This window comes from Microcoleus sp. FACHB-SPT15 (assembly GCF_014849525.1).
Classification (GTDB): domain Bacteria; phylum Cyanobacteriota; class Cyanobacteriia; order Cyanobacteriales; family Coleofasciculaceae; genus Symplocastrum; species Symplocastrum torsivum.
In genome coordinates this window covers 12,792-33,856 of the sequence record NZ_JACJNU010000026.1, presented here as the reverse complement: position 1 = coordinate 33,856, position 21,065 = coordinate 12,792, and the positions used below count along the sequence as shown (strand labels likewise).

20 protein-coding genes are annotated in these 21,065 nt (G+C 44.9%); 5 read left to right on the top strand and 15 right to left on the bottom strand.

Annotation, left to right across the window (positions count from 1 at the left end):
* The first annotated feature begins 149 nt into the window (after nucleotides 1–149).
* Complete coding sequence (locus tag H6F98_RS08205; protein WP_242058439.1) at nucleotides 150–1,289, top strand: WD40 repeat domain-containing protein; 1,140 nt, start codon at nucleotides 150–152, stop codon at nucleotides 1,287–1,289.
* A 109-nt stretch (nucleotides 1,290–1,398) separates the two neighbouring features.
* Here H6F98_RS08205 and H6F98_RS08200 read toward each other — a convergent pair whose 3' ends face one another.
* Together H6F98_RS08200 and H6F98_RS08195 are read right to left on the bottom strand one after the other, a co-directional pair.
* On the bottom strand, nucleotides 1,399–1,992 hold the full coding sequence (locus H6F98_RS08200; RefSeq protein WP_192218179.1) for an L-threonylcarbamoyladenylate synthase: 594 nt from the start codon (nucleotides 1,990–1,992) through the stop codon (nucleotides 1,399–1,401).
* A 582-nt stretch (nucleotides 1,993–2,574) separates the two neighbouring features.
* On the bottom strand, nucleotides 2,575–3,603 hold the full coding sequence (locus H6F98_RS08195; RefSeq protein ID WP_192218178.1) for a 1-acyl-sn-glycerol-3-phosphate acyltransferase: 1,029 nt from the start codon (nucleotides 3,601–3,603) through the stop codon (nucleotides 2,575–2,577).
* Between the two features lie 278 nt (nucleotides 3,604–3,881).
* On the opposite strand from H6F98_RS08195, the gene H6F98_RS08190 reads away from it, so the two are divergent.
* Nucleotides 3,882–4,094, top strand: coding sequence for a hypothetical protein (locus tag H6F98_RS08190; protein WP_192218177.1), 213 nt, complete (start codon nucleotides 3,882–3,884; stop codon nucleotides 4,092–4,094).
* A gap of 210 nt (nucleotides 4,095–4,304) precedes the next feature.
* On the opposite strand, the gene H6F98_RS08185 is transcribed toward H6F98_RS08190, so the two are convergent.
* From H6F98_RS08185 to urtA, 9 genes are all read right to left on the bottom strand, one after another.
* Complete coding sequence (locus H6F98_RS08185) at nucleotides 4,305–4,841, bottom strand: hypothetical protein (RefSeq protein WP_192218176.1); 537 nt, start codon at nucleotides 4,839–4,841, stop codon at nucleotides 4,305–4,307.
* Nucleotides 4,842–5,006: 165 nt separating this feature from the next.
* Nucleotides 5,007–5,279, bottom strand: a complete 273-nt coding sequence (locus tag H6F98_RS08180) for a hypothetical protein (RefSeq protein WP_192218175.1) — start codon at nucleotides 5,277–5,279, stop codon at nucleotides 5,007–5,009.
* Nucleotides 5,280–5,683: 404 nt separating this feature from the next.
* The gene (locus tag H6F98_RS08175) at nucleotides 5,684–6,586 is read right to left on the bottom strand and encodes a CPBP family intramembrane glutamic endopeptidase (protein WP_192218174.1); all 903 of its coding nucleotides are present in this window, start codon (nucleotides 6,584–6,586) and stop codon (nucleotides 5,684–5,686) included.
* A 36-nt stretch (nucleotides 6,587–6,622) separates the two neighbouring features.
* A complete protein-coding gene (locus H6F98_RS08170; RefSeq protein ID WP_192218173.1) occupies nucleotides 6,623–8,389 on the bottom strand; it encodes an ATP-binding protein in 1,767 nt (588 codons plus the stop codon).
* A 116-nt stretch (nucleotides 8,390–8,505) separates the two neighbouring features.
* Entirely contained in the window at nucleotides 8,506–9,207 is a 702-nt protein-coding gene (gene urtE, locus H6F98_RS08165) for an urea ABC transporter ATP-binding subunit UrtE (RefSeq protein WP_192218183.1), read from the bottom strand.
* Nucleotides 9,208–9,289: 82 nt separating this feature from the next.
* The gene (gene urtD, locus H6F98_RS08160; RefSeq protein WP_192218172.1) at nucleotides 9,290–10,048 is read right to left on the bottom strand and encodes an urea ABC transporter ATP-binding protein UrtD; all 759 of its coding nucleotides are present in this window, start codon (nucleotides 10,046–10,048) and stop codon (nucleotides 9,290–9,292) included.
* 314 nt (nucleotides 10,049–10,362) lie between these two features.
* A complete protein-coding gene (gene urtC / locus H6F98_RS08155) occupies nucleotides 10,363–11,544 on the bottom strand; it encodes an urea ABC transporter permease subunit UrtC (protein WP_192218171.1) in 1,182 nt (393 codons plus the stop codon).
* Nucleotides 11,545–11,625: 81 nt separating this feature from the next.
* Nucleotides 11,626–12,786, bottom strand: coding sequence for an ABC transporter permease subunit (locus H6F98_RS08150; protein WP_192218170.1), 1,161 nt, complete (start codon nucleotides 12,784–12,786; stop codon nucleotides 11,626–11,628).
* Nucleotides 12,787–12,935: 149 nt separating this feature from the next.
* Entirely contained in the window at nucleotides 12,936–14,252 is a 1,317-nt protein-coding gene (urtA, locus tag H6F98_RS08145) for an urea ABC transporter substrate-binding protein (protein WP_192218169.1), read from the bottom strand.
* A 344-nt stretch (nucleotides 14,253–14,596) separates the two neighbouring features.
* On the opposite strand from urtA, the gene H6F98_RS08140 reads away from it, so the two are divergent.
* Nucleotides 14,597–15,100 carry a hypothetical protein gene (locus tag H6F98_RS08140; RefSeq protein ID WP_192218168.1) on the top strand — a complete coding sequence of 168 codons (504 nt, stop codon included), beginning with the start codon at nucleotides 14,597–14,599 and terminating at the stop codon, nucleotides 15,098–15,100.
* 187 nt (nucleotides 15,101–15,287) lie between these two features.
* Complete coding sequence (locus H6F98_RS08135; protein ID WP_192218167.1) at nucleotides 15,288–16,580, top strand: RNA-guided endonuclease TnpB family protein; 1,293 nt, start codon at nucleotides 15,288–15,290, stop codon at nucleotides 16,578–16,580.
* Nucleotides 16,581–16,942: 362 nt separating this feature from the next.
* Here the strand turns inward: H6F98_RS08135 and H6F98_RS08130 are convergent, their stop codons facing one another.
* Entirely contained in the window at nucleotides 16,943–17,659 is a 717-nt protein-coding gene (locus H6F98_RS08130) for a hypothetical protein (protein WP_192218166.1), read from the bottom strand.
* A gap of 30 nt (nucleotides 17,660–17,689) precedes the next feature.
* Nucleotides 17,690–17,938 carry a hypothetical protein gene (locus H6F98_RS08125; RefSeq protein WP_192218165.1) on the bottom strand — a complete coding sequence of 83 codons (249 nt, stop codon included), beginning with the start codon at nucleotides 17,936–17,938 and terminating at the stop codon, nucleotides 17,690–17,692.
* Nucleotides 17,939–18,235: 297 nt separating this feature from the next.
* On the opposite strand from H6F98_RS08125, the gene H6F98_RS08120 reads away from it, so the two are divergent.
* Entirely contained in the window at nucleotides 18,236–19,402 is a 1,167-nt protein-coding gene (locus H6F98_RS08120; protein WP_313929816.1) for an ATP-binding protein, read from the top strand.
* On the opposite strand, the gene ureG is transcribed toward H6F98_RS08120, so the two are convergent.
* Together ureG and H6F98_RS08110 are read right to left on the bottom strand one after the other, a co-directional pair.
* Nucleotides 19,322–19,957 (bottom strand): urease accessory protein UreG, encoded by a 636-nt coding sequence (ureG, locus tag H6F98_RS08115; RefSeq protein WP_192218164.1) that lies wholly within the window; start codon nucleotides 19,955–19,957, stop codon nucleotides 19,322–19,324. The two genes, H6F98_RS08120 and ureG, sit on opposite strands and share 81 nt — an antisense overlap.
* A 117-nt stretch (nucleotides 19,958–20,074) precedes the next feature.
* Nucleotides 20,075–20,773, bottom strand: coding sequence for an urease accessory protein UreF (locus H6F98_RS08110; RefSeq protein WP_192218163.1), 699 nt, complete (start codon nucleotides 20,771–20,773; stop codon nucleotides 20,075–20,077).
* Between the last annotated feature and the right edge of the window lie 292 nt (nucleotides 20,774–21,065).

Here is a 21,065-nt window from a genome sequence, read left to right as displayed (position 1 = left end):
AGAACAGCTATGTCTTTTCGATTTTTTGATTGGTTGAACCTAAATCGTGACGTGTTTGCTGCTTACAAAGCCAGTTTAGGGTTTATTTGGGCTTAATTTTTGTCTAAGTCCCGAGACTCTTCTCTCTTGTTTTGATAATGATTATCATTATGAAAATGAAGAGAGGACTTTTTAGCGTGTATCGCTTAGGTGCTACTGACAAAAAATTGTTTGACCGACACTTTTCGGGAACACTTTCAGAATATGTGACCGCGCTCGCCTGGTCGCCGGATGGGAAAACTTTAGCTGTCGGTTCTGCTTCAGGGGAGGTAAGGCTTTGGTTAGATTTGTCCAGTCAAGGCGAGGTGGCATCGCCTTTAATTCCCGTACAAGTTGGTGAGGGTCAGTCAATAGACTGCCTTGGTTTCTCAAAGGATGGAGAATTTCTTGCTGCTGGCGGTCAGGATGGACGGGTGAAAATTTGGTGTTTGCATCCAGATGCAGGAGTATACAGATGTAGACCCCTGCACACCCTAGAAAATGCCCCAGCTTGGGTTGACAAGCTCAGTTGGAGTCCCACAAGCAACCAGCTTGCCTTTTGTTTACAGCGTCACGTCCAAGTGTGGGATGCCGACGCGGGTGAAGTGGCAGCGACACTCAATTTTGAGGAGTCGTCGGTACTGGGGATATCCTGGTATCCATCGGGACAGCATCTAGCCGTCTGTGGCGACAAAGGAGTTAAGGTTTGGAATGCTGCTGATTTGAATGATGACCCCTGTTTCTTTGCTCTGCCTACCGCTAGTGTCGCGATCGCTTGGTCGCCTGATGGCAAGTACTTGGCGGCTGGCAATCTGGACAACACTCTAACGGTTTGGGAATGGGGCTACCTCGACCCCTGGGTCATGCGCGGCTTTCCCGGTAAAATCCGCAATCTAGTGTGGTCGAAGCCAGTGACGGCGGTAGGTGCTCCCCTATTAGCCATGTCCAGCATGGAGGGTGTTGTGGTTTGGGAAAAGCAGGCTGAGGAGTTAGGCGGTTGGGACGGTCGAGTGCTGGAGGCTCATGACGGCATGGTACAGGCTTTAGCCTTTCAACCTGACACCTTTGTTCTCTCATCAGCCGCTGACGACGGTCAAGTTTGTCTTTGGCACAAAGCCAAAAAAGTTGCACAAGTTTTGGAGGGCGCACCCGACGGTTTTTCCTGTCTGGATTGGCATCCCCAAGGACATCAACTTGCTGCTGGTGGTCAAAATGGCGAATTGCTGATTTGGTCGAAATCTATGCGAGGCAAAGGCTTTGGAGGACAGTGACCAACCGCCCCATTATTGAGGGCACTTAGTAGAAACCTATCCTTGAAAGCGATCCCCCTATTTTCTACACATCATGATGTACATACTAAAATGTGATAATCTATAACGTTTAACCCTCCAGTTGGACAGCACCTTGGCGCAAGATTTCCCAACGTCCCTGTGTCCATTTAGCAACTGTAGAAGGGACACCCGTAGTTACTGGTTTGACAGCTTCTAATTCAGTAGTCTGGAGTGTGAGAACTTCAGGAAACTGCGCCTCAATTTCCGCAATTGTTTGCAAAGGCAGTTCACCGGAACGATTGGCGCTAGTTGTCGCTAAAGGTCCAGTCTCAGATAGGATAGCGATCGCAATTTCCGAGTTTGGCACTCGTATTCCAATCGTTGTCGGGTCAGTTGGGTTCATTGCCGCCGGAACTTTAGCAGATGCAGGTAACACCAACGTCAGTGCCCCAGGCCAATACTGCTTTGCGACTCGCTGCCAAATCTCCAATTCCTGGACTGTGCCAGATATATACGGCAAAAGAGACTCAGCGGAGTCTCCCATCAAAATCAAGGGTTTTGCTTGGCTCCGTTGCTTAGCCGCAAACACCAGTTCTGAGCAATCTGGACGCACAGCTAAGGCTGGCACCGTATCGGTTGGAAAGCTCACAAGCTGACCTGAACGTGCCCCAGAAATCAGAGTGGACATCGAAACTTGAGTCATTTGTACCCCACGGTTTCACACCAAGCTTGGGCAAATATCGCAGAAAGAGAAAGTGAGATTTTGGAGAAAATTGGTACATCTACTCTACAGGCTCTCAAGTCTCCAATTTCATCAACTCTCTGTATTATCTCCCTTGTGCCTCTTCTTATCTCCATGTTGTCCAACACCTGCCCTTACTGTGTCCTTTGTCTTCCTACTCCTTTAGTAATAAATGAAGTGTCAAGATAAAGGACGGTAAGATGTGTTACATAAAGAGGTTATGTCTGTTGTTAATCTACAAATATTGACGAAAATCAACTACGTTATATTATGTTTACAAATCTTGAAGACCCTTTAATAGCTTGGAATATGAGAAGATTAGACTTAATTTTCTCAGCGATTCTTTTTTTTGGCTTTGTACTCATAATTGGCTTTTTGAGTCGAAAAGGGCCAATTGCCCTGTCGTTTACGATTATTAGTACTGTTTTGGTATTTACCCTATTGTTAGTAACTCACAATGACCATGGCTTACCTTTTTTCAGCTTTAAGTTTTAACCATTGGTTGAGTTGCAATTCACACAAATAATTCCAACATTTTGTAGGTTAAGAATTATCTAGCTTGTGGCTTATAAGCTGATTAATAGTGATTTGCAGCTTCTCGCGTAATCGTTGCGCCCCTTGGTAAACGATCGATCGCACTTCCCCTAAATGAGTCTGTTGCTGTTGCACTGGTTCTACTTCTGTCCAAGGTTGATACAGGGGTTGAAGGTAATAGCGTAGCTTTGTTCTCATTGCCCAGACACCCATTGAAGGGAACAGTAAGAAGACAACCATCAAAAGCGAGAGGGGCAAGAAGGGCAAGTAAAATCGCTTTGCCAGTTTTTTGAGATTAAATGTCCAAGGATGTAAGGACTCATTACCAATGCAAGCTACTGGCAGAATTGGGATGTGGTAGCGATCGCTTAAGCGAATAAAGCTAGGATGGAACGTCTCAAGTTGGTAGCGCTTTAACCAACCTTTACCTGGGCCACGTAAACCCTCTGGGGCATACAGCAGAACATTTTTGTGAGCCACTGCTGCTTCAAACTCATCAAGTTTGGCTGGAACACCACCCAAAACTTTCGACCATCCCGGCGGAAGCCACCAAATTATCCAAGGATGCTCAAATAAAGAAGTACCAGCTAGGGGTTGCACCACCCATCCCCGTGTCTCGCTCAGGAGATAGGCTAACCCTAAGAAATCCCAAGGAAAACACATCCCAGCATGGTTCATTGCCACAATCAAAGGCTCAGTTTGGGGAAGATGTTCAACGTTGTGCAATTCAGTGCGAAAGTAATGCTTCACAATTACTGCAAGGACTTCATCTCGAAAGGCTTGTTGATAATTGGGGTTAAACTGCCCAACTTCTTGACGAGGGAAGCGGCAACCAAGACGTAGCCAGCGAAGCAAGAGCGCCAGATAAAATCCTCCTGGAATTAGGAACAAGACATATTCCAGCCAATTCCAGCCCTCAGGATTTGGTTGGTAGCATTGCCAGTGGCGGTTGAATAAAATCAGCCAACCTGGAGGATACCAAAGACAAAACCAATCAAACCAGCTAAATCGATAGGAATGGACAGAATCTTGCTGCATTCAGTGGCAATATTGCTGAAGAACCGGTTCTATATTTATTTTGAACTGGAACCTAACGCCTCTACCTAGAGGAACCAATTTCTCTGCCTAAAGCTGATGTACTTCCCTAGGGAAGAGGGTACAAAAGCGTTAAGAGCGCGATCGCTTTGTTCTAGAGATTGACTCACCGCTCTAACTGATGAACTATTTAGAGCATGTAGCTATAGACTGTTGCTTGCTCTTGTAGCACATTAGTTTTAGGAGTCCATCTCAACATCTACTTCAATCGGTGCACTACTATGATGATTTACTACAAAATTGAGCCACTCACTCAAGGATACCGCCTGAGCATCTGGGAGCCAGCTCCCCGTAACCGCAACCGTGTAGAGCCTTTCTACTTCAAGCTAAACTTCACGACGAAGACGCTCCTGGAAGCTATGAAAATATTGAACCTCATTCCTGGTAAGAAAATAGATGAGCGTCGTCTAAAAGCGATGAAGCCAAGTGCGTAACAATCATTGACTCAAAAAATCTGTTTAATCGTTCTACCCAGATTTTTTCTCCCCGCTGTCATCGTCGGCGGGTTTTTTGATGTCGTTGTTACAAAATTGCTAGACATATAGCTGTCGCCATAAAGATTAGGACAGATTTAACCACCTAAATGACCACGTACAAGTAATAACCATTCTGCCCTTTGCCCTCTGCCTTCTGCTTGCTATAAGTTAAGGTCTGGGCGGAGGGAATTCCGAAAGAAAGATCTGAATAGCTTCTAGGCGACGACTTTGTCCAGGTATTCCCGTGATCGCTTCATTGCAATGCGGATGAGGTTGCCAGCCAATCTCCTGAATATGCGCTTGATAACAAACACCTGGATATTCAATCCCGCCTACCCAAATTTTAATCGCCTCTATACGACGGCTTTGCCCCGTTGTTCCCGCTATTTCACCATTACAAGCGTTTTTGGAGAGCCAACCAATGTCCTGAACATAAACTTGATAGCAGATAAATTGATTGGGGGAAACAGGTGTCAGCCGAACTTTAATCGCTTCTATTTGAAGGCTTTGTCCAGTCGTTCCAGCTACAGCACCATTACAAACTTCAGGCTGCCATCCTCGATTTTGAACATGAGCTGCGTAACAAACACTAATCTTAGGTTGCGCCGAGGTAAATTTCGGGTGAGAAAGAAGTGAAATACTGCTGAGTATAACTATGCCAATACTTGATTTTACTAGTGATTGAATCAAGTCAAGTTGAGTCACAATAGAAAACCTATTGAATTCAGATATCTTAACAAAATCTGAAATACATCTGTAAGTACAAAGAATTAGTACCTTTATCAAAAAATTAGTTTTTATGAAATACACACTCACTAGATGACCGGAACCCCGCTATAACGATGCATGCGGGGTTTTTCTTGAGCCGAATCAGACGTTAGAACAGTGACCATCAGCAGCAATTCGTAATGCGATCGCTTTTAAGACATAAGCTAAACCTTCTGAAGACAAAAGGTTCATCTGTGCAATAACATAATCAACTAGATGACTATTTGCAGATAGCACTACAATACCTGATTCTTCACCTAAAAGCGTCTCCACCAGTTCAGCTCTTTGGTCTACAGGGAGCTTTTTCGCGGCTTGCAAAATAGTCTCGACGCTGTTTGCTTGAGCATTCACTGGAACTAAATCGTTCTCATACATAGATTTATTCCTTACAACGACTTGAGGATTATAAAATGCTTACCTCTTGAGATGTAACCGTAAATTTACGGAAAAACGTAATTTTAATAATCGATAATTTAAGATAATTATTCTATCTGTATTGAGAATTACAGTTTGTTAAGCGGCAATTAAGCGTTCTCAAGATCAGGAAGCTGCAACATCACGGTATAGCCAACAACGGCAAGGACAGCCGTGGATGGTGAGTCATTAATATCAAATAGAAAAAAGAATACTACGGCTAGCCTTTTGGTGTGATGCTAGCAATGCCATGTTCAATCCGTCGTAAACCATTACTTGTTGCGAGAACCACCATGCGATCGCCTTCTGCTAAACGAATATCAGCAGAACGCACAACCAAACGAGTATAGGGATTGAGTAACCGTTTAATTAGACCTTCTCTCGCTGGTTTTCCTGATAAAAAAGAACCAATAGAATCCTGCAAAAATCACAAGACTACTGACTAAATTGTAGACTGGGTCAATCTTCTGTATTGTGAAAACTGAAGGTGATGGTAAAGCAGAATCAGTGTAGTTAACAAATAACACAGCAAATAAGTTGTTTCCTATATGAGCAGCCAAAGCTAGCTCTAAACTATTGTCTTTGACGGTAATAAAGGCAAGAAACAATGCCAGAAGCAAGTAGTAAGTCGCTAAAAGATAAAAACCAGCTTTCACCTCTGGATTCAAAAGATGAGGAAGCATGAATAAAATAGAAGTAACAACTATTGGAATGATTGCTTTTCTTGTGGTTAGACCAATTCCCTGCATTAAGTAGCCCCGAAAGAAAAGCTCCTCAGTGCTAGCTTGAAGAGACGTTAGCACTAAAGCGATTGGAACAAAAATCAAGAAGCTGCCGGGATTAAAGGTTAATTGGTAATTTTCTGGACTAATAATCGACTCAATTACACTTATCAAAGTAGCAAGAATCCACCAAACCCCAATACCTTGGAGAATCCTACTCCAGTTAATTTTGTTGCTTGGAGTGACTAAAGTTATAAAACGACGCTGGTGGATGAAGCGAACGGCGATATATAAACCAATCAAAAAACATACAAAAGCTAAATTAAGCCCTATATAGGGAAAGATTGGCTCAACTCCTTCAAATTTTGAAATCTGAGGATTAAATTTACTTTCAGTGCTTGAATCAGACTGGAGAAAAACTGCCAAAAGAATGAAAGGAACAACACCAACTACTTGCCAAGAAAAGAAAGTCAGGAGAATGCCTAAAAGATAACGCCACCATTCATTCTTCCCGGTTTGTGCGAGCGCAATAAATTTATCTATCATGACCTGTGATAAAAAGGGAAGTTACTCCACCTATTTTTACTTAGAAACTGGCAAATTCAATACAAATTCTGCTCCCTGACCTGGCTTGGAAAAAACTTCAATATTTCCGTCGTGTTGCTGCACTATTTGATAAGAAATTGCCAATCCCATCCCTGTTCCTTTACCAACAGGTTTGGTTGTGAAGAAGGGGTCAAATATCTTATCTTTTAGTTCTGGAGGAATTCCAGACCCATTATCTCGAATTCTTAGCTCTATTTGATTGGCTCCGATAACCTTGGTTTGGATTACAATCTCCCGACTTGATAATTCCTGATGGTCTAGTAGTTCATCAAGCGCATTACTGAGGATATTCATAAACACTTGATTGAGCTGAGCTGGATAGCACTCAATCAAGGGTAGAGAATCATAGTGTTTTATAACTTTAATACCCTGATTTAATCGATGTTTCAAAATCAACAAAGTATCCTCAATTCCTGCGTGAATATCCACTCGCTTCAGCTCCGATTCGTCAAGATGGCAGAAGTTTCGTAGAGAGAGAATAATTTTACGAATACGTTCGGCTCCAACATGCATTGAGGCTAGAATCTTTGGTAAATCTTCTCTCAGGAAGGTGAGGTCAACTTCGTCAACTTTTGTCTGAACTTCCGGTATGGGCTGAGGATAATGCTGCTGATAGAGAGCAATTAATTCTAGTAAGTCTTGTGTGTAGTTATTGGCGTAATCAAGATTGGCGTAGATAAAGTTAACAGGATTATTGATTTCATGAGCAATTCCTGCTACCATTTGCCCCAAACTGGACATCTTTTCACTCTGAATGAGTTGTCCTTGAGCTTGCTGCAATTCCCGGATTTGAGTGGCTACCTGTTGGATAAGTTGATTGAGGGACGTGGCTAAGACACCAATTTCATCATCACTTAGTACAGGAGCTTGTAAATCGAAATTGCCTTCTTGAGTAGCCTGCTTTGCTACCTTGGTTACAGTTCTAATCCGACGCGCGATCGCACGACTCGTATAGTAAGCTAAAGCCACTGCGATCGCCATTGACAGCACCATGCTAGCCACGATGATTGTCACCTGCCAAAGTTTAGCAGATCTCATCGTCTTCCTTGCCTGCTCTCGTCGTGCAGAATTCGACCTAACTAGTTCTTCTAAAGTTCTAGAAAGCTTTTTAAACTTAGGGATAAGTTCTCCCTTGTTTGTCATCCCCAACCGCTGCTTTTCAGTCTGAATTTCCGCTGGAGTTAAAGAATCAACCTCTACCTTCTGCGATAAAGACTGTACTAATAAAGTGTACGCTTCCAACTCCGTGTCGTAAGTCTGCAATAATGTTTTGAATTTAGAAGCATATTCTTTAGTAATCCAGTCGTCATTTCTTAAATCAGACTTAAGTTCTGCAATGAATTTTCTAGCTTCATCTACACTGGCAAGCAATTCACTGATATCTTCTTGCTGACGCGCCGGATTCTCAGGTTCAAGCGTTAGTTGTTGCTGATAAAGATTGACCTCTAAAATTGATTTTTCAAGCTTATCCATCCGTTCATATCTTTCCTGGATACCTCTGAATTTATCAATTGCTTGGTCTTCATAATGCTCTCCTACAATTAGCCCGATTCCCGTACCCAAAACCGCAACGCTAATCGCTAAAAAGTAACCAAAGCCAATTTTTTTGTGGATACTCCAGTGGCGGGTGATGCGATTAATCCAGATCTCAGGAGTGGAGACACTCCTCAATCTGTGAATTGACTGAGGTTGAACAGCTTTAGTCTTTTTCTTGGGGAGGAGGCAAGAATTAAGAGGATGCATAGATAAAGACACGGCGAGTATGACTGTAATCTAAACTATTGCCGAGTTTGCTCCTCATCCTAACGAATTCAGCCTTGAGGCAGAAATCTCTCTACCCACCTCATCTCTCTTTTGCGTTATACCGCTAAAAATTTCTGAATGACCTCATTGCTGAGTTCGCTAGTTACACCAGATGCAACAATACCACCTTTTTGCATGGCATAATATCTATCCGCTTGCCGAACAAAATGTAAATGTTGCTCCACTAGCAGCACAGAAATCCCTGTAGATTGCACGATACGACGAACAGCCGCTTCAATTTCTAAGATGATCGAAGGCTGAATACCTTCAGTCGGTTCGTCTAATACGAGTAATTTAGGTTTTCCCATTAAAGCGCGTGCGATCGCAAGTTGCTGCTGTTGTCCCCCACTCAAGTCACCCCCCATCCGGGACAACATCGATTTTAAAACAGGAAACAGACTAAAAATTTCCTCTGGAACTTCCTCATTACCCTTCCTCCCACTCGGACGTGCCTCCAACCCCAGCAAAAGATTTTCCTTCACCGTCAAGCGAGGAATAATCTCCCGTCCTTGAGGAACATAACCAATCCCCAACTTCGCCCGTTTATCCGGTGACTTACTGGTAATCGATTCTCCAGCTAAGGTAATCGTTCCAGTGCGAGGTTTCAGCAACCCCATAATCGTCTTGAGTAACGTCGTCTTACCAACACCGTTGCGGCCAATTAAACAAACCATCTGTCCGGCTGGTACACTCAAATCCACATCCCGAAGAATGTGACTCTCTCCGTAGTAAACATTCAAACCACTAGCTTGCAACATTAGCTGAGTTGGTGAGGGGAGGGGTAAATCGGCTGTTACTTGATTCATTATTGATATAAGTAAGATGTAATTTTGTGAGTTCCTAGTGTTCAGCCGTCGTCATTGGTTCTCCAAGATACACCTCAATCACTTGGGGGTCATTTTGGACTTCATCAATCGTCCCCTCACATAAAACTGAGCCTTGGTGTAGTACCGTTACCTTACGAGCAATTTGACGAACAAACTCCATATCATGCTCAATTACTAAGATAGAGTGGCTTTCTGCCAAAGCTAAAAGTAAATCTCCGACATTTTCTGTCTCCTCATCCGTCAAACCCGCAACAGGTTCATCCACCAACAGCAAATCCGGCGACTGTGCCACCAACATTCCAATTTCTAAGCGCTGCTTTTCCCCATGAGACAGCAACGCCGAGGCTAAATCCGCTTTAAGCGTCAACCCAATTGTTTCCAGCAAACCCTTAACCGTAGTCCGTTCAGACGATGAAGGACGCCCAAACAACGTAGAAAAGACATTCTTATTACGATTACAGGCAAGCTCCAAATTCTCACGAGGCGTTAAATTGAGGTAGACACGCGGAGTCTGGAACTTACGTCCAATTCCCAAAAGAGCAATTTGCTCCTCTGGCAAACGGCGCACATTTTGCCCCTTAAACATCACCCGTCCTTCCGTCGGCTGTACCTTCCCCGTAATCACATCCAAAAACGTCGTCTTCCCAGCACCATTCGGCCCAATCACCACCCGCAACTCTCCAGCATCCATACTGAAGTTCAGGTTGTTGAGTGCCTTAAAGCCATCAAAACTAACTGTCACATTCTCCGTTTCCAGGATTTTCCCGTTCATACTCCCTCGCCCCTAATAGTCAACTGCATCGACCTCTCAAACTACATCTCTTAAATCTCTCAACGAAGTCAGCAACACCAATAAACTCAATTAACTTCTCCAACAGCCATCCCCTTGTGCAGGGGGTCTGGGGGAGGCACTCCGTCCCCCAGAGGGGGGTTTGGGGGGTCTTCCCCCCAAGTCTTGGTTTTTCAGAAAACAGTAGGCTATGAGTAAGTCAACGTCAACGTCTAATACTAATTATGCTTTTTTGATACCACGTTAAAAACTCCCCAACCCCCTTTACCAAGAGGGAGCAAATAACTAACTAAGTACTAATCCCTCGCCCCCAAATTTTCCCGTTCCTGTTGCACCTCCGGGTCTTCTTCCAAACTTGGATACGTTATAACCCGCTTGCGTAACCCAAAAAGCGATCGCATCCGTTCCACCCCATGAGAACGCCACCAACCAACTAACCCATCCGGTAGCACCGTCACCACAATCAAAAATAGTGCCCCCTGGAAAAACAACCAAATATCAGGGAACCTCTCACTCAAAAGACTCTTAGCAAAATTAACCACCAGCGTCCCTAATATTGCTCCCACCAAGGTTGCGCGACCACCCACCGCCACCCAAATCACCATCTCAATCGAAAACGCAATATCCATCGCCTTCGGTGAAATGATGCCAGTTTGAATCGTAAAAAGCGCCCCAGCTAAACCCGCCAAACCCGCAGAAATCCCAAACACCAAAACCTTAAAACCTGTAGGGTTATAGCCCGTAAAGCGTACACGACTCTCATCATCACGAATCGCAATCAGTAAGTTTCCAAAGCGTCCTCTAGTCAGCCAGCGTGAGAGAACATAAGCCCCCACCAGGAACAACACAGTCAGTGTGTAGAAGACAAACTGTGTCTGCGGTGCATTCACATTCGCCCCCAGCAGAGTTTTGTAGTTCGTTAGGCCATTCGTACCATTGAAGAGTTTCTGCTGACCGTTGAAGAAGTTGAAAAAAACAATTGTTGCGGCTTGGGTAAGGATGGAGAAATAGACACCCCGGATACGATTCCTAAAGACTAGGTATCCTAACAATGCCCCAAGCAAGGAGGGAACTAAAATCACACAAATCGCCGCAAAACCGAAAGAGTCAAACGGCTTCCAGAACCAAGGGAGTTCAGTCACTCCGTAGAGGTTCATAAATTCTGGTAGGGTGCCTGCTTCCACAGGGGCTAATTGCAAGTGCATTGCTAAGGCATAACCACCAATAGCAAAGAAGATGCCGTGACCTAGACTCAGCATCCCCGTATAGCCCCAGATTAAATCAATGCCGAGGGCTGCGATCGCTAATGCCAAAAATCGCCCCAACAAACTGAGACGAAAGCCAGAAAGAATTACTGGCATCAGGAAAATGAGGATTAGTGCAAGCAGGGCAATGACACCCACCTCAAGTAAAAGCGCTTGGCGATGCTGTCGCCGTCGGTCACGTCCTGGGATTCCAATAACTGAATCAGATGTCATAGAAGTACGGGATAGAAATTTACGGTATAAGCTTGTCGGCAACTCAAAATAGCTGACTACTGAACGCTGATAGCTAAATGCTTAAGCATCAACAGAACGCCCTTTCTGGGGAAAAATTCCACCCGGTCGCACCTGAAGGAAAGCAATAATTAGAGCAAATACCATCACCTTTGCCATACTGGTTGTTGCAAAGAAGGTAAAGAATTCCGCCAACGGCTTCACCGGGAGAAACAGTAAAGCAAGAGTTCCTGAACCAATGAGGTAGTTGACTGTACCAATCACAAGCGCAGCAAAAATACTCCCCACCAACTTGCCGACACCACCCACAACTACCACCATGAATGTATCGACAACATAGTTCTGACCTGTATTTGGCCCGACAGAACCCAGTAAACTAATCGCACAACCCGCAACCCCTGCCAATCCTGAACCGAGAGCAAATGTTAAAGCATCTACTTTTTGGGTCGGAATCCCCAAGCAAGAACTCATACTGCGGTTTTGGGTTACAGCTCGAATCCGTAAGCCCCAAGCCGAACGCTGCAAAAATAAGTAAATCGCCGCAACACAAAGAATTGTCAGACCAATAATAAATAGCCTTGCATAAGGAAGTTGAAAAGCCCCCAATGGTAAGCCACCCCGTAACCACTTAGGGGCTGTGACATCCACATTCTGCGCCCCAAACCAAGGCTTGGTTGCGGCAAGCTTGTAAGTCTGACTCAAAAACGACCCAACCGCGATCGCAATCCCCACTGATAGCGGTAACATTACTGCCACTACCCAGTTTCTAATTCGATCTATATCCGAGCGTCGAGAGACAATCCACATTGCCCCAAAAAATAGTAGACAAAACACCACCAGACCAACAACAATAACCCAGTTCACGCTACGGACAAATTGCTGCAAAATTAGGCTAACGCCCCAAGTTGCTAGCAATGTCTCCAAAGGGCGTCCATAAAGATAGCGAATTACCCCCCGTTCCAAAGCCAGTCCCACCGCTGCGGCGACGAGGAAAGCCAGAATCAGGGCAAAGAAAATATAAGCTTCAAACCAAGGCTCACCGAGCTTTTTGAAGCCATTTTGTACAACAAACGTCGTGTAAGCTCCCAGCATCATCAACTCACCGTGGGCTAAGTTGATGACACCCATCAGCCCAAAAACAATAGCTAGTCCTAGCGCTGCAATCAGTAAAACAGCACCAATACTAATGCCGCTAAATAGACCATCTAACAGTCCTGCTAGCACATCTTTTCTCCAATTAGTTGTTAGTTGTTGGTTATTGTTATTAGTTGTTGGTTGTTAGCTGAATTCTGAGCAATCTCTCACTCATTACCTTCAAAAACAGATTATTTTCAGAGTGTTCTAACAACTAACAACTAACAACCAACAACGTTTTAAGTCGTCTTGAACTTCCCACCCTTGCTTGGGTCAGACCAATCACAGGCAAATCCCTTGGTTTCAGCAACAAATTGATTCCAAGGAATTGGCGGAACTGATTTATCTGTCGAATAGACAATCTCAAATAGACCGTCATCCCGAACCTCTCCAATCCGTACCACTTTCGCAAGATGATGGTTGGGGTCCATTGTTACAGTTCCTTCGGGCGCATCCAATGTCTGTCCATAAGCTGCCTTACGCACTGCCTCCAAGTCATCAGCCGTTTTCGCCTTCTCTACTGCCTGTTTCCACAAATAAACAGCAATGTAAGCCGCTTCCATCGGGTCGTTCGTCACTCGGTCGTCACCATACTCTTTCTTAAACGCCGCGACAAACTTTTGATTGGCAGGTGTCTCTACGGTTTGGAAGTAATTCCAAGCGGCATAATGACCTTTGAGGTACTCGACACCAATTGCTTTAACTTCTTCTTCAGCAACGCTCACCGACATGACAGGGTACTTATCTGGGCCTAAACCTGCACCTTGCATTTGCTTAAAGAAGGCAACATTACTGTCACCATTCAGGGTGTTGTAAATCACCCCACCGTTCGGTAAAGCCGCCCGGATTTTAGTAATAATCGCCGTAACTTCTGTATTACCCAAAGGCAGGTAATCTTCCCCAACGGTTTTGCCACCTTTGGCTTCTAATTGCGCTTTGATAATTGTGTTGGCAGTGCGTGGGAAAACGTAGTCAGAACCTACCAAGAAAAATTCTTTGCCCTTGTTTTCTAATAACCAATCAACAGAGGGTTCAATTTGCTGGTTTGGGGCAGCACCCGTATAGAAAATGTTGTTAGAACACTCCTGACCCTCGTACTGTACGGGGTACCAGAGCATATGTTTCTTCTCTTCAAAAACTGGCAGTACTGCCTTACGACTGGCAGAAGTCCAGCAGCCGAAGACAACAGGAACCTTATCCTGGTCAATCAGCTTTCTTGCTTTCTCGGCAAAGGTCGGCCAATCCGAGGCACCATCTTCAACAATTGCTTCTATCTGCTTGCCTAAGACACCGCCCGCTGCGTTAATTTCCTTAATCGCTAGCTGTTCAGCATCCACGACACTCTTTTCACTAATCGCCATCGTGCCACTGAGGGAGTGGAGAATCCCGACTTTAATCGTGTCGCCGCTACTGCTAGCCGCTGCTGGGGATGCCGAATCTGTTGGACTTTCTGCTGTAGTTGTTTGACTGCCGCCACAAGCTTTCAATAGAAGGCTTGTTCCCAAAGTCGCGGAGCCGTAGACCAAAAATTTCCGCCGTCCGAATCGCCTTGCCATGCCTTGATCTACCCCTCTCTTAAAATTTCAGCCTGTTGATATAGAGACACACATTCAAGCTGCGATATTAGAGCGAGGTTACCCCATCAATTGTTGTCTACGATACAAAAACTTGATTATTTAATAGTTAGAAAGCGGAACTAGTGGGGATCAGCCGTCTTCTCAGCCGTAAATAGATAGGAGCTAGCTGAGGAATTCTTATAGATTCTTGACAAGTCCACGAGAAAACTTATTAAGAATTTCATAAAGTTGTTTAATTTGAACTGTTTATAGCTGCTATAAATGATTTTTATAGTACCAGACAGATGCTGCGATTCCTTTCGTGGCTGAGGTGCAAGGCACTAATGCATCCCACTCGGCATAAGTACTCAGCCGTTTTTAACCTACTGCCATCGGTGCGGGTTCAAGAACATCAAACTGTCCATGCAGATGAAGGGGGAAAAGGGCACAGGGTAAAGAGCGCTTTGGTGTCACATTGGCTCAAGCCATGCACAATGCGCCAACTACGCTTCAGGCTCTTAAGTGCAAGTATTCGGCAAAAAATTGGTGCTGGGTACGCGCTTGCTGTAGGAATTGCAATTTCAGGAACGATTGCTGGGTTAGCGATTGGAGAGCATTATCAAAATCGGGCAATTGTTCAATTAACCCGCGCCCATCAGCAAGAACACCTGCTTAAAGAATTACAAACAGCCATATTACAAGCGCGATCGCACGCTTCCCGCTTTCCTGTCGTCTTGGGAAACCCTGTCTGGCTACGATACGAAAATGAGGAGTTTATTCAAAGCATTGAACATTTCGCGGCAATCCCCTGGTTCAACGAAGTAACCAGGGGTAGCGGGTCAGCGTAGGGACGGAGCTGACCAAACTAACTTTTTGGGTTGGGAAGCCGCTTGATATAGTCATTTACCATTTCAGAAACGGTAATACCACGCAATGCAGCTACAGCTTCAATTTTGCTCTTGAGTTGCTCTGTCGTTCTAATGTTAAGTCTTTCAGTTTTTACCATGCACTCACAAATGGGTGTACAATACTGACATGGTAACAACACGGCGCATCACATTCAAGCTTAATCCAAACCGTCAGCAGGAGAAGACGCTTCACTACTGGCGCAAGCTTCATTGTGCTTTGTATAATGCCACCCTGTATAACAGAAAGACTCAGTATCAAAAGTTTGGTCACTCTGTTAATTACCTGGAGCAACAGAATTGTCTACCTGATTTTAAAGAAGTCTGGACAGAGTATAAGCCTTTAGGCTCTCATGCTTTGCAAGCTACTTTAAAGCGGGTAGATTTTGCGTTTTCGAGGTTTTTTAAAGGCTTAGGGGGATACCCGAAATTTAAAGCGTCCCGTCGCTATGGTGGTTGGACTTACCCATGCAAATCTGGCTGGAAGGCTGAGACGGATGGAAAAAACGGGCATCTAAATATTACCAATCTGGGTAAAATTCAGATGCGTGGACAGGCGAGGACGTGGGGAGTTCCTACTACTTGCACTATCATGTTCCGCAATGGAGCATGGTTTGTATCTATTACTGTTCAGTGTTCTCCAGTTCGCAATACAGGTGTTGATTCTGTCGGTATCGATTTGGGCTGCAAGGATGCGATTACGCTTTCGACTGGTGAGAAGATAGCCAAACCCGACTTCATCAAGAAAGGTCAGCGTCAAATCAAAGCAGCATCCAAAAACTTGCGACGCAAACGCGCACCCAATCGAAACAAGAGAGTAAAAGCCTCACGACGATGGAATCGTGAGCGTCAAAAAGTTTCGCAATTACAGCGAAAAGTAGCCCGTCAAAGAGAAGATTGGTTGCACAAAACAACCAGTAACATAGTTAGCGGTAATAGCCTAGTTGCTGGCGAGAAGTTAAATGTCAAGGGGATGACACGAAAAGCCAAAAAGGGTAAACGGAAAGCTCAAAAGTCAGGGCTGAACCGTTCAATCTTAGACGTTGGCTTTGGAATGATTGGACAAATGCTTGAGTACAAATTATCTGAGGCAGGGGGATTCTATGTAGAGTCTCCAACTCAAACACTTAAGCCTACTCAGCGGTGTGCAAAATGTTGGGAGTTAACGCCTAAGACATTAGCGGATAGAGTTCATGTTTGCTCTAATCCCAACTGTAACAACGTTGAGGATAGGGATGTTAATGCAGCTCAGGTCAATTTGATTTGGGCAAGGGGTTTGGAACGAGCCTCTTTAGTCGCAGAGTCGCCTAGCTCTACTTCGTGCGGAAGCATGAGACAACTAGGGGCGAAGAAGCGACAAAAACAACTATCTGCTGCTGAGGGAGTTGGAAACTCCGACCTCAGCGTTAGCAGGTCGGAGTAGTTCATCAAGCCAAACAAGCGATTTTAGAAACAGAACGCTTTATCAACAATTCCGACAACCTCGCCAAAGCAGATACCGAGACGTTACAAACTATATTACACAGAGCCGATATCACCGTAGAGGGTTACAGAAGCGTTACACAGTCCCTCTTACGGCAAATCAATGCTTGGAACTTGAGACAAGATGAAATTCTGCCAGCACAACAGGAACTATTAAGAAACAGCAGTGGCGAAGTTGCGATCGCGTTAGATCAGCTTTTTGAGCAGTTAAACCAGCTAACTGCTATTTAGACTAAGCACGACAAAATGACCCAGCAGCGCTGAGTTGATCAGACAAAAGCTAAAAGATAAAAAATTAGAGGATTAAGCTGATGTCTTGAGGGGTTGCTTGCCTTTTTTAGTGCCTTTTTTGACTAGTGGATAAGTAGGTTTACGTAGACGAGGTTCTCCAGTCGGCCAGCCTGGAGACTTTCCACGAGGTTTGGGGGGTTGGGCAGGTGTGCCAATCATGGCAAAAACTCCACCCATTGCCTGAGCAACCCTTCCTGGCGTTAATGGGGTGATTGGCTTCTGCCAAGGGAGGGGATTGTCAGCCACAATATCACGAGCTAGCCAAAGTTCCCAGGTCATCAATGGCATCAGGTCGCTCCATCGTTCAGACTGTTTTGGAGTACTCAGTTTGGGAAGAGTCCAGTGCAAGCGCTGTTTAGCAAATCGATACCAGTGGTCAATGGCAAAGCGCCGTAGGTAAAGTCGCCAAACTTCAGCTAGGACCGGTATTTGTTCACCTATCCAAGCCAGCCACAAAGGTTGGGCAACTTTGCCAGAACGCCGTTCACAAAGGCGCTCAACTCGTAGCAGCGACATCGGATGCTTAGATGCCTTACGGAAGTGCAAATTCTCCCATAGACTAATTCGCAAACGTCCCAGTTTTGGCTCATCCACCTCAAGGATTTCTACGGGTTCCTTCCAAGTTTGAGGGTCATTGAGTTTAAACTTGTCACCATGAATACGGGGTCGCCCTTTACCCGAATAAGCGGGTGGTGCACCCCATAAACATAGATTCGAGCGCAGACGCATTAATTTATCTACAGCTAGGTTAGCCGTCTTTCAGACAAAAGGGGCGCATCCATACTCACTATCCCATAGGGATATTGGTCGCACCGGCAAATACTGACACACCTGTTTAAGTTGCCATACAGCTTTATCAATTGGGCTTTCCCAACTGGTAATCCGCTCATGTCTCAAGGGTAATGCCCAACTTCCTTGTGCCTCTGGTATCCAGGCAATCGTACTGTAGCCTTGTCCTTTCGCAACCGGTAGATTTCCTGGTACACCGTTAGTGCAGTAATGCTCCATTGTCCGCTCTTGCAAGGTTACCTACATAGGTGATTGTAGGCTGCTTGACGAAAGTCTTTAAGTTTAGCGATAACTTCCATAGCGGTAGCTGAGAGTTGGTGATGCTTCTCTCATCTTCCGTCGAAGGGTAACTGTGCATTGCACAGTTACCCTTTCACTACTTTCGATACCAGTAACTTACCTGTGTCGTTTCTTCACTCTGCTCACTTCTAGTCTAAACTCCAGCAGCTAATTGAGAGAGCAAAAGACCAAGACAAGCAAGCAGCTATTACCCTAAAGCGGGCAGGTGCATTGCGAGTGCAAGTTATTGTGTCCAGTATGGTGCTATCAGCAGCGCTTGCTGTGGCACTCGCTTTATACACCAGTAATGCGATCGCCCAACCGATCAAAACCGTCACTAAGGTTGCTCAACAAGTAACAGAAGAATCTAACTTTGAACTTCGGGTACCTGTGACAACCAATGATGAAGTCGGTGTCCTTGCCACCTCTCTTAATCAACTCATACAACGCATTGCTGTCTACACAAAGGAACTCAAGCTAGCCGAAGCGCAACTCATTCAAACCGAAAAAATGTCCAGCTTAGGTGCAATGGTTGCTGGTGTGGCTCACGAAATCAACAATCCTGTCAACTTTATCTATGGCAACCTGGACTACACCACTGAATACATTCAGGACTTACTTTCATTAGTGCGTCTCTATCAGCAACAATACCCTGAACCACTACCCGTAATTCAAGAGCAGATTGAAGCAATTGAGCTTGACTTTCTTGCCGAAGACTTACCCAAAATCCTCTCCTCCATGAAAGGAGGTGCTGAGCGTATCCGTGAGATTGTTCTATCCCTCAGAAACTTCTCCCGCCTAGACGAAGCTGGCATGAAAGCAGTCAATCTCCATGAAGGAATTGATAGCACGCTCATCCTTCTCAATAACCGTATCAAGCAAGGAATTGAAGTTATAAAACAGTATGGGGAATTACCACTCGTAGAGTGTTCTCCGGCGCAACTGAATCAGGTATTTATGAATATCCTGAGCAACGCCATTGATGCCTTGGAAGTAGGCGATAAGGAAAGAGAATACGGGGATATGTCTACAAAACTCCCTGCATCTTCCTCCCAACCCCCAATTCCTACAATTCAGATTTGCACCAAAGTACTCGATCAAAACTGGGTAGCAATCTCAATCTCTGATAATGGTTCTGGGATTCCAGCCGCAATTAAAGATCGAATATTTGACCCATTTTTCACAACAAAAGAGCCAGGTAAAGGCACAGGCTTAGGTTTAGCGATTAGCTACCAAATTATTACTCAACATCACGGCAATATTCAGGCACATTCAGCATCGAATCAAGGGACAGAGTTCGTCATTACTTTACCAGTGCGGGCATCAACTACGCACAGTACCCGTTCCACCAATCATACTCTGCTCTCCCATGTGCAGTTTAACGAAGTCAATCACAACTCCTAATCCTTCCTGAGTCTTCAAATTTGTAAAAACAAACGGTTTATCACCTCGCATTTTTTTAGCGTCGCGTTCCATGACACCTAAATCAGCTCCCACTTGAGGGGCGAGGTCGATTTTATTGATTACTAAAAGATCAGATTTCGTAATTCCGGGGCCTCCTTTCCGGGGAATTTTGTCACCAGCCGCTACATCAATAACATAGATGGTTAAATCAACAAGTTCTGGGCTAAAGGTTGCAGCTAGATTATCACCACCACTTTCTAAAAATACCAAGTCTAAGCCAGTCAATCGCTGTTCTAGCTGTTCAATAGCGGCTAGGTTCATTGAGGCATCCTCACGGATAGCCGTGTGAGGGCAACCCCCCGTTTCAACACCCAAAATGCGATCGCTCTCTAATGCCTGAGAACGCACCAAAAACTGAGCATCTTCTTGGGTATAAATATCATTGGTCACTACAGCGATTTGGCTCGATACCCGCATCGCCTTACACAAAGCATCTAATAAAGCCGTTTTCCCTGAACCCACGGGACCCGCAATCCCAACACGAAAAGCACTCATAGCATTTTGAGCTTTGAATAGTAGTGAAAAATATATAGCATTTCTCTGTTATGCGCGTGTACAGCAGAAAAACCTAACCCCCAACCCCTTTGAGCGCTGACCGCTGACCGCTCTCCATCAACTCTGAAATAACCGCGTGTACTGAGTTTCATGCGCCATACTGGCAAGCGCCAATCCCCAGCCACAACTACTTAATTGCTCATCCTTTAAGGCTAAAATGTCTTGGCTAGCTAAAGAGAGGCTACTAGCAAGTTCAAGTAGTAACTGTTGACCAGCCGTTTGACCGAGGGGAATCAGTTTGACACCTGCACCAATCAGATTAGATGCCCAACTGTGCAGGTAGCCAAGCACAGAAGCGGTAAGATCTATTTGCCAATAAGCCGCCCCAATCCCAAAAGCGATCGCATAATTACAAGGTGTACCTGCTGCTGCTGTCAAATCTGCTAGAGAGATAGGCAATTGTGTCTTGGGTGGTGGTAAATCCCGAAGCAATCGCATTAGAGAGTTCCCCATCTGCCAACTTTGCGATCGCAACTCAGCCGTTTCTTTTGCAGCACTCACCCAAGCATTCCAATACCCTAACGCCTCAACATCACCATTGATAACACTCCGATAAGCTCGCACCATCACTGCGGCTTCCAAGCGAATCGCCCCATAACGTAGTTCCTGCTCTAGCCAATACCATAAGCTTTTTGGGTTGTGAATTACACCCGCCTCAACTAAGGCTTCTAAGCCATCGGAATAGCTATAAGCACCGACTGGCAACGCCGGACTGGCTAGTTGTAAGAGATGTAGAAGAGATAAATCGTTCAGCATCTCTTCTACTTATCACAAATAGTGTTAAGTTTCGATTTTTGGCAACGGCTGTTATGGATGTGATTGATTAGCCGCGATCGCCTTCTGTGACGAACCTCTCCTAGTGATGAGCTAGAGTCGCATTTTCACTCTGTCTGCGATCGCACGTTCTTGTACCAGTGATTTTCAGTAGACGTAAGAAAATAGGGATCATAAATTAACCCCGTATACATTGATACTTATACTTAGTGACTTTTAATATAAATTTATTTAGATTAGTATTTGTTAAGAGCCGTAAGATAGTTAATTCCTT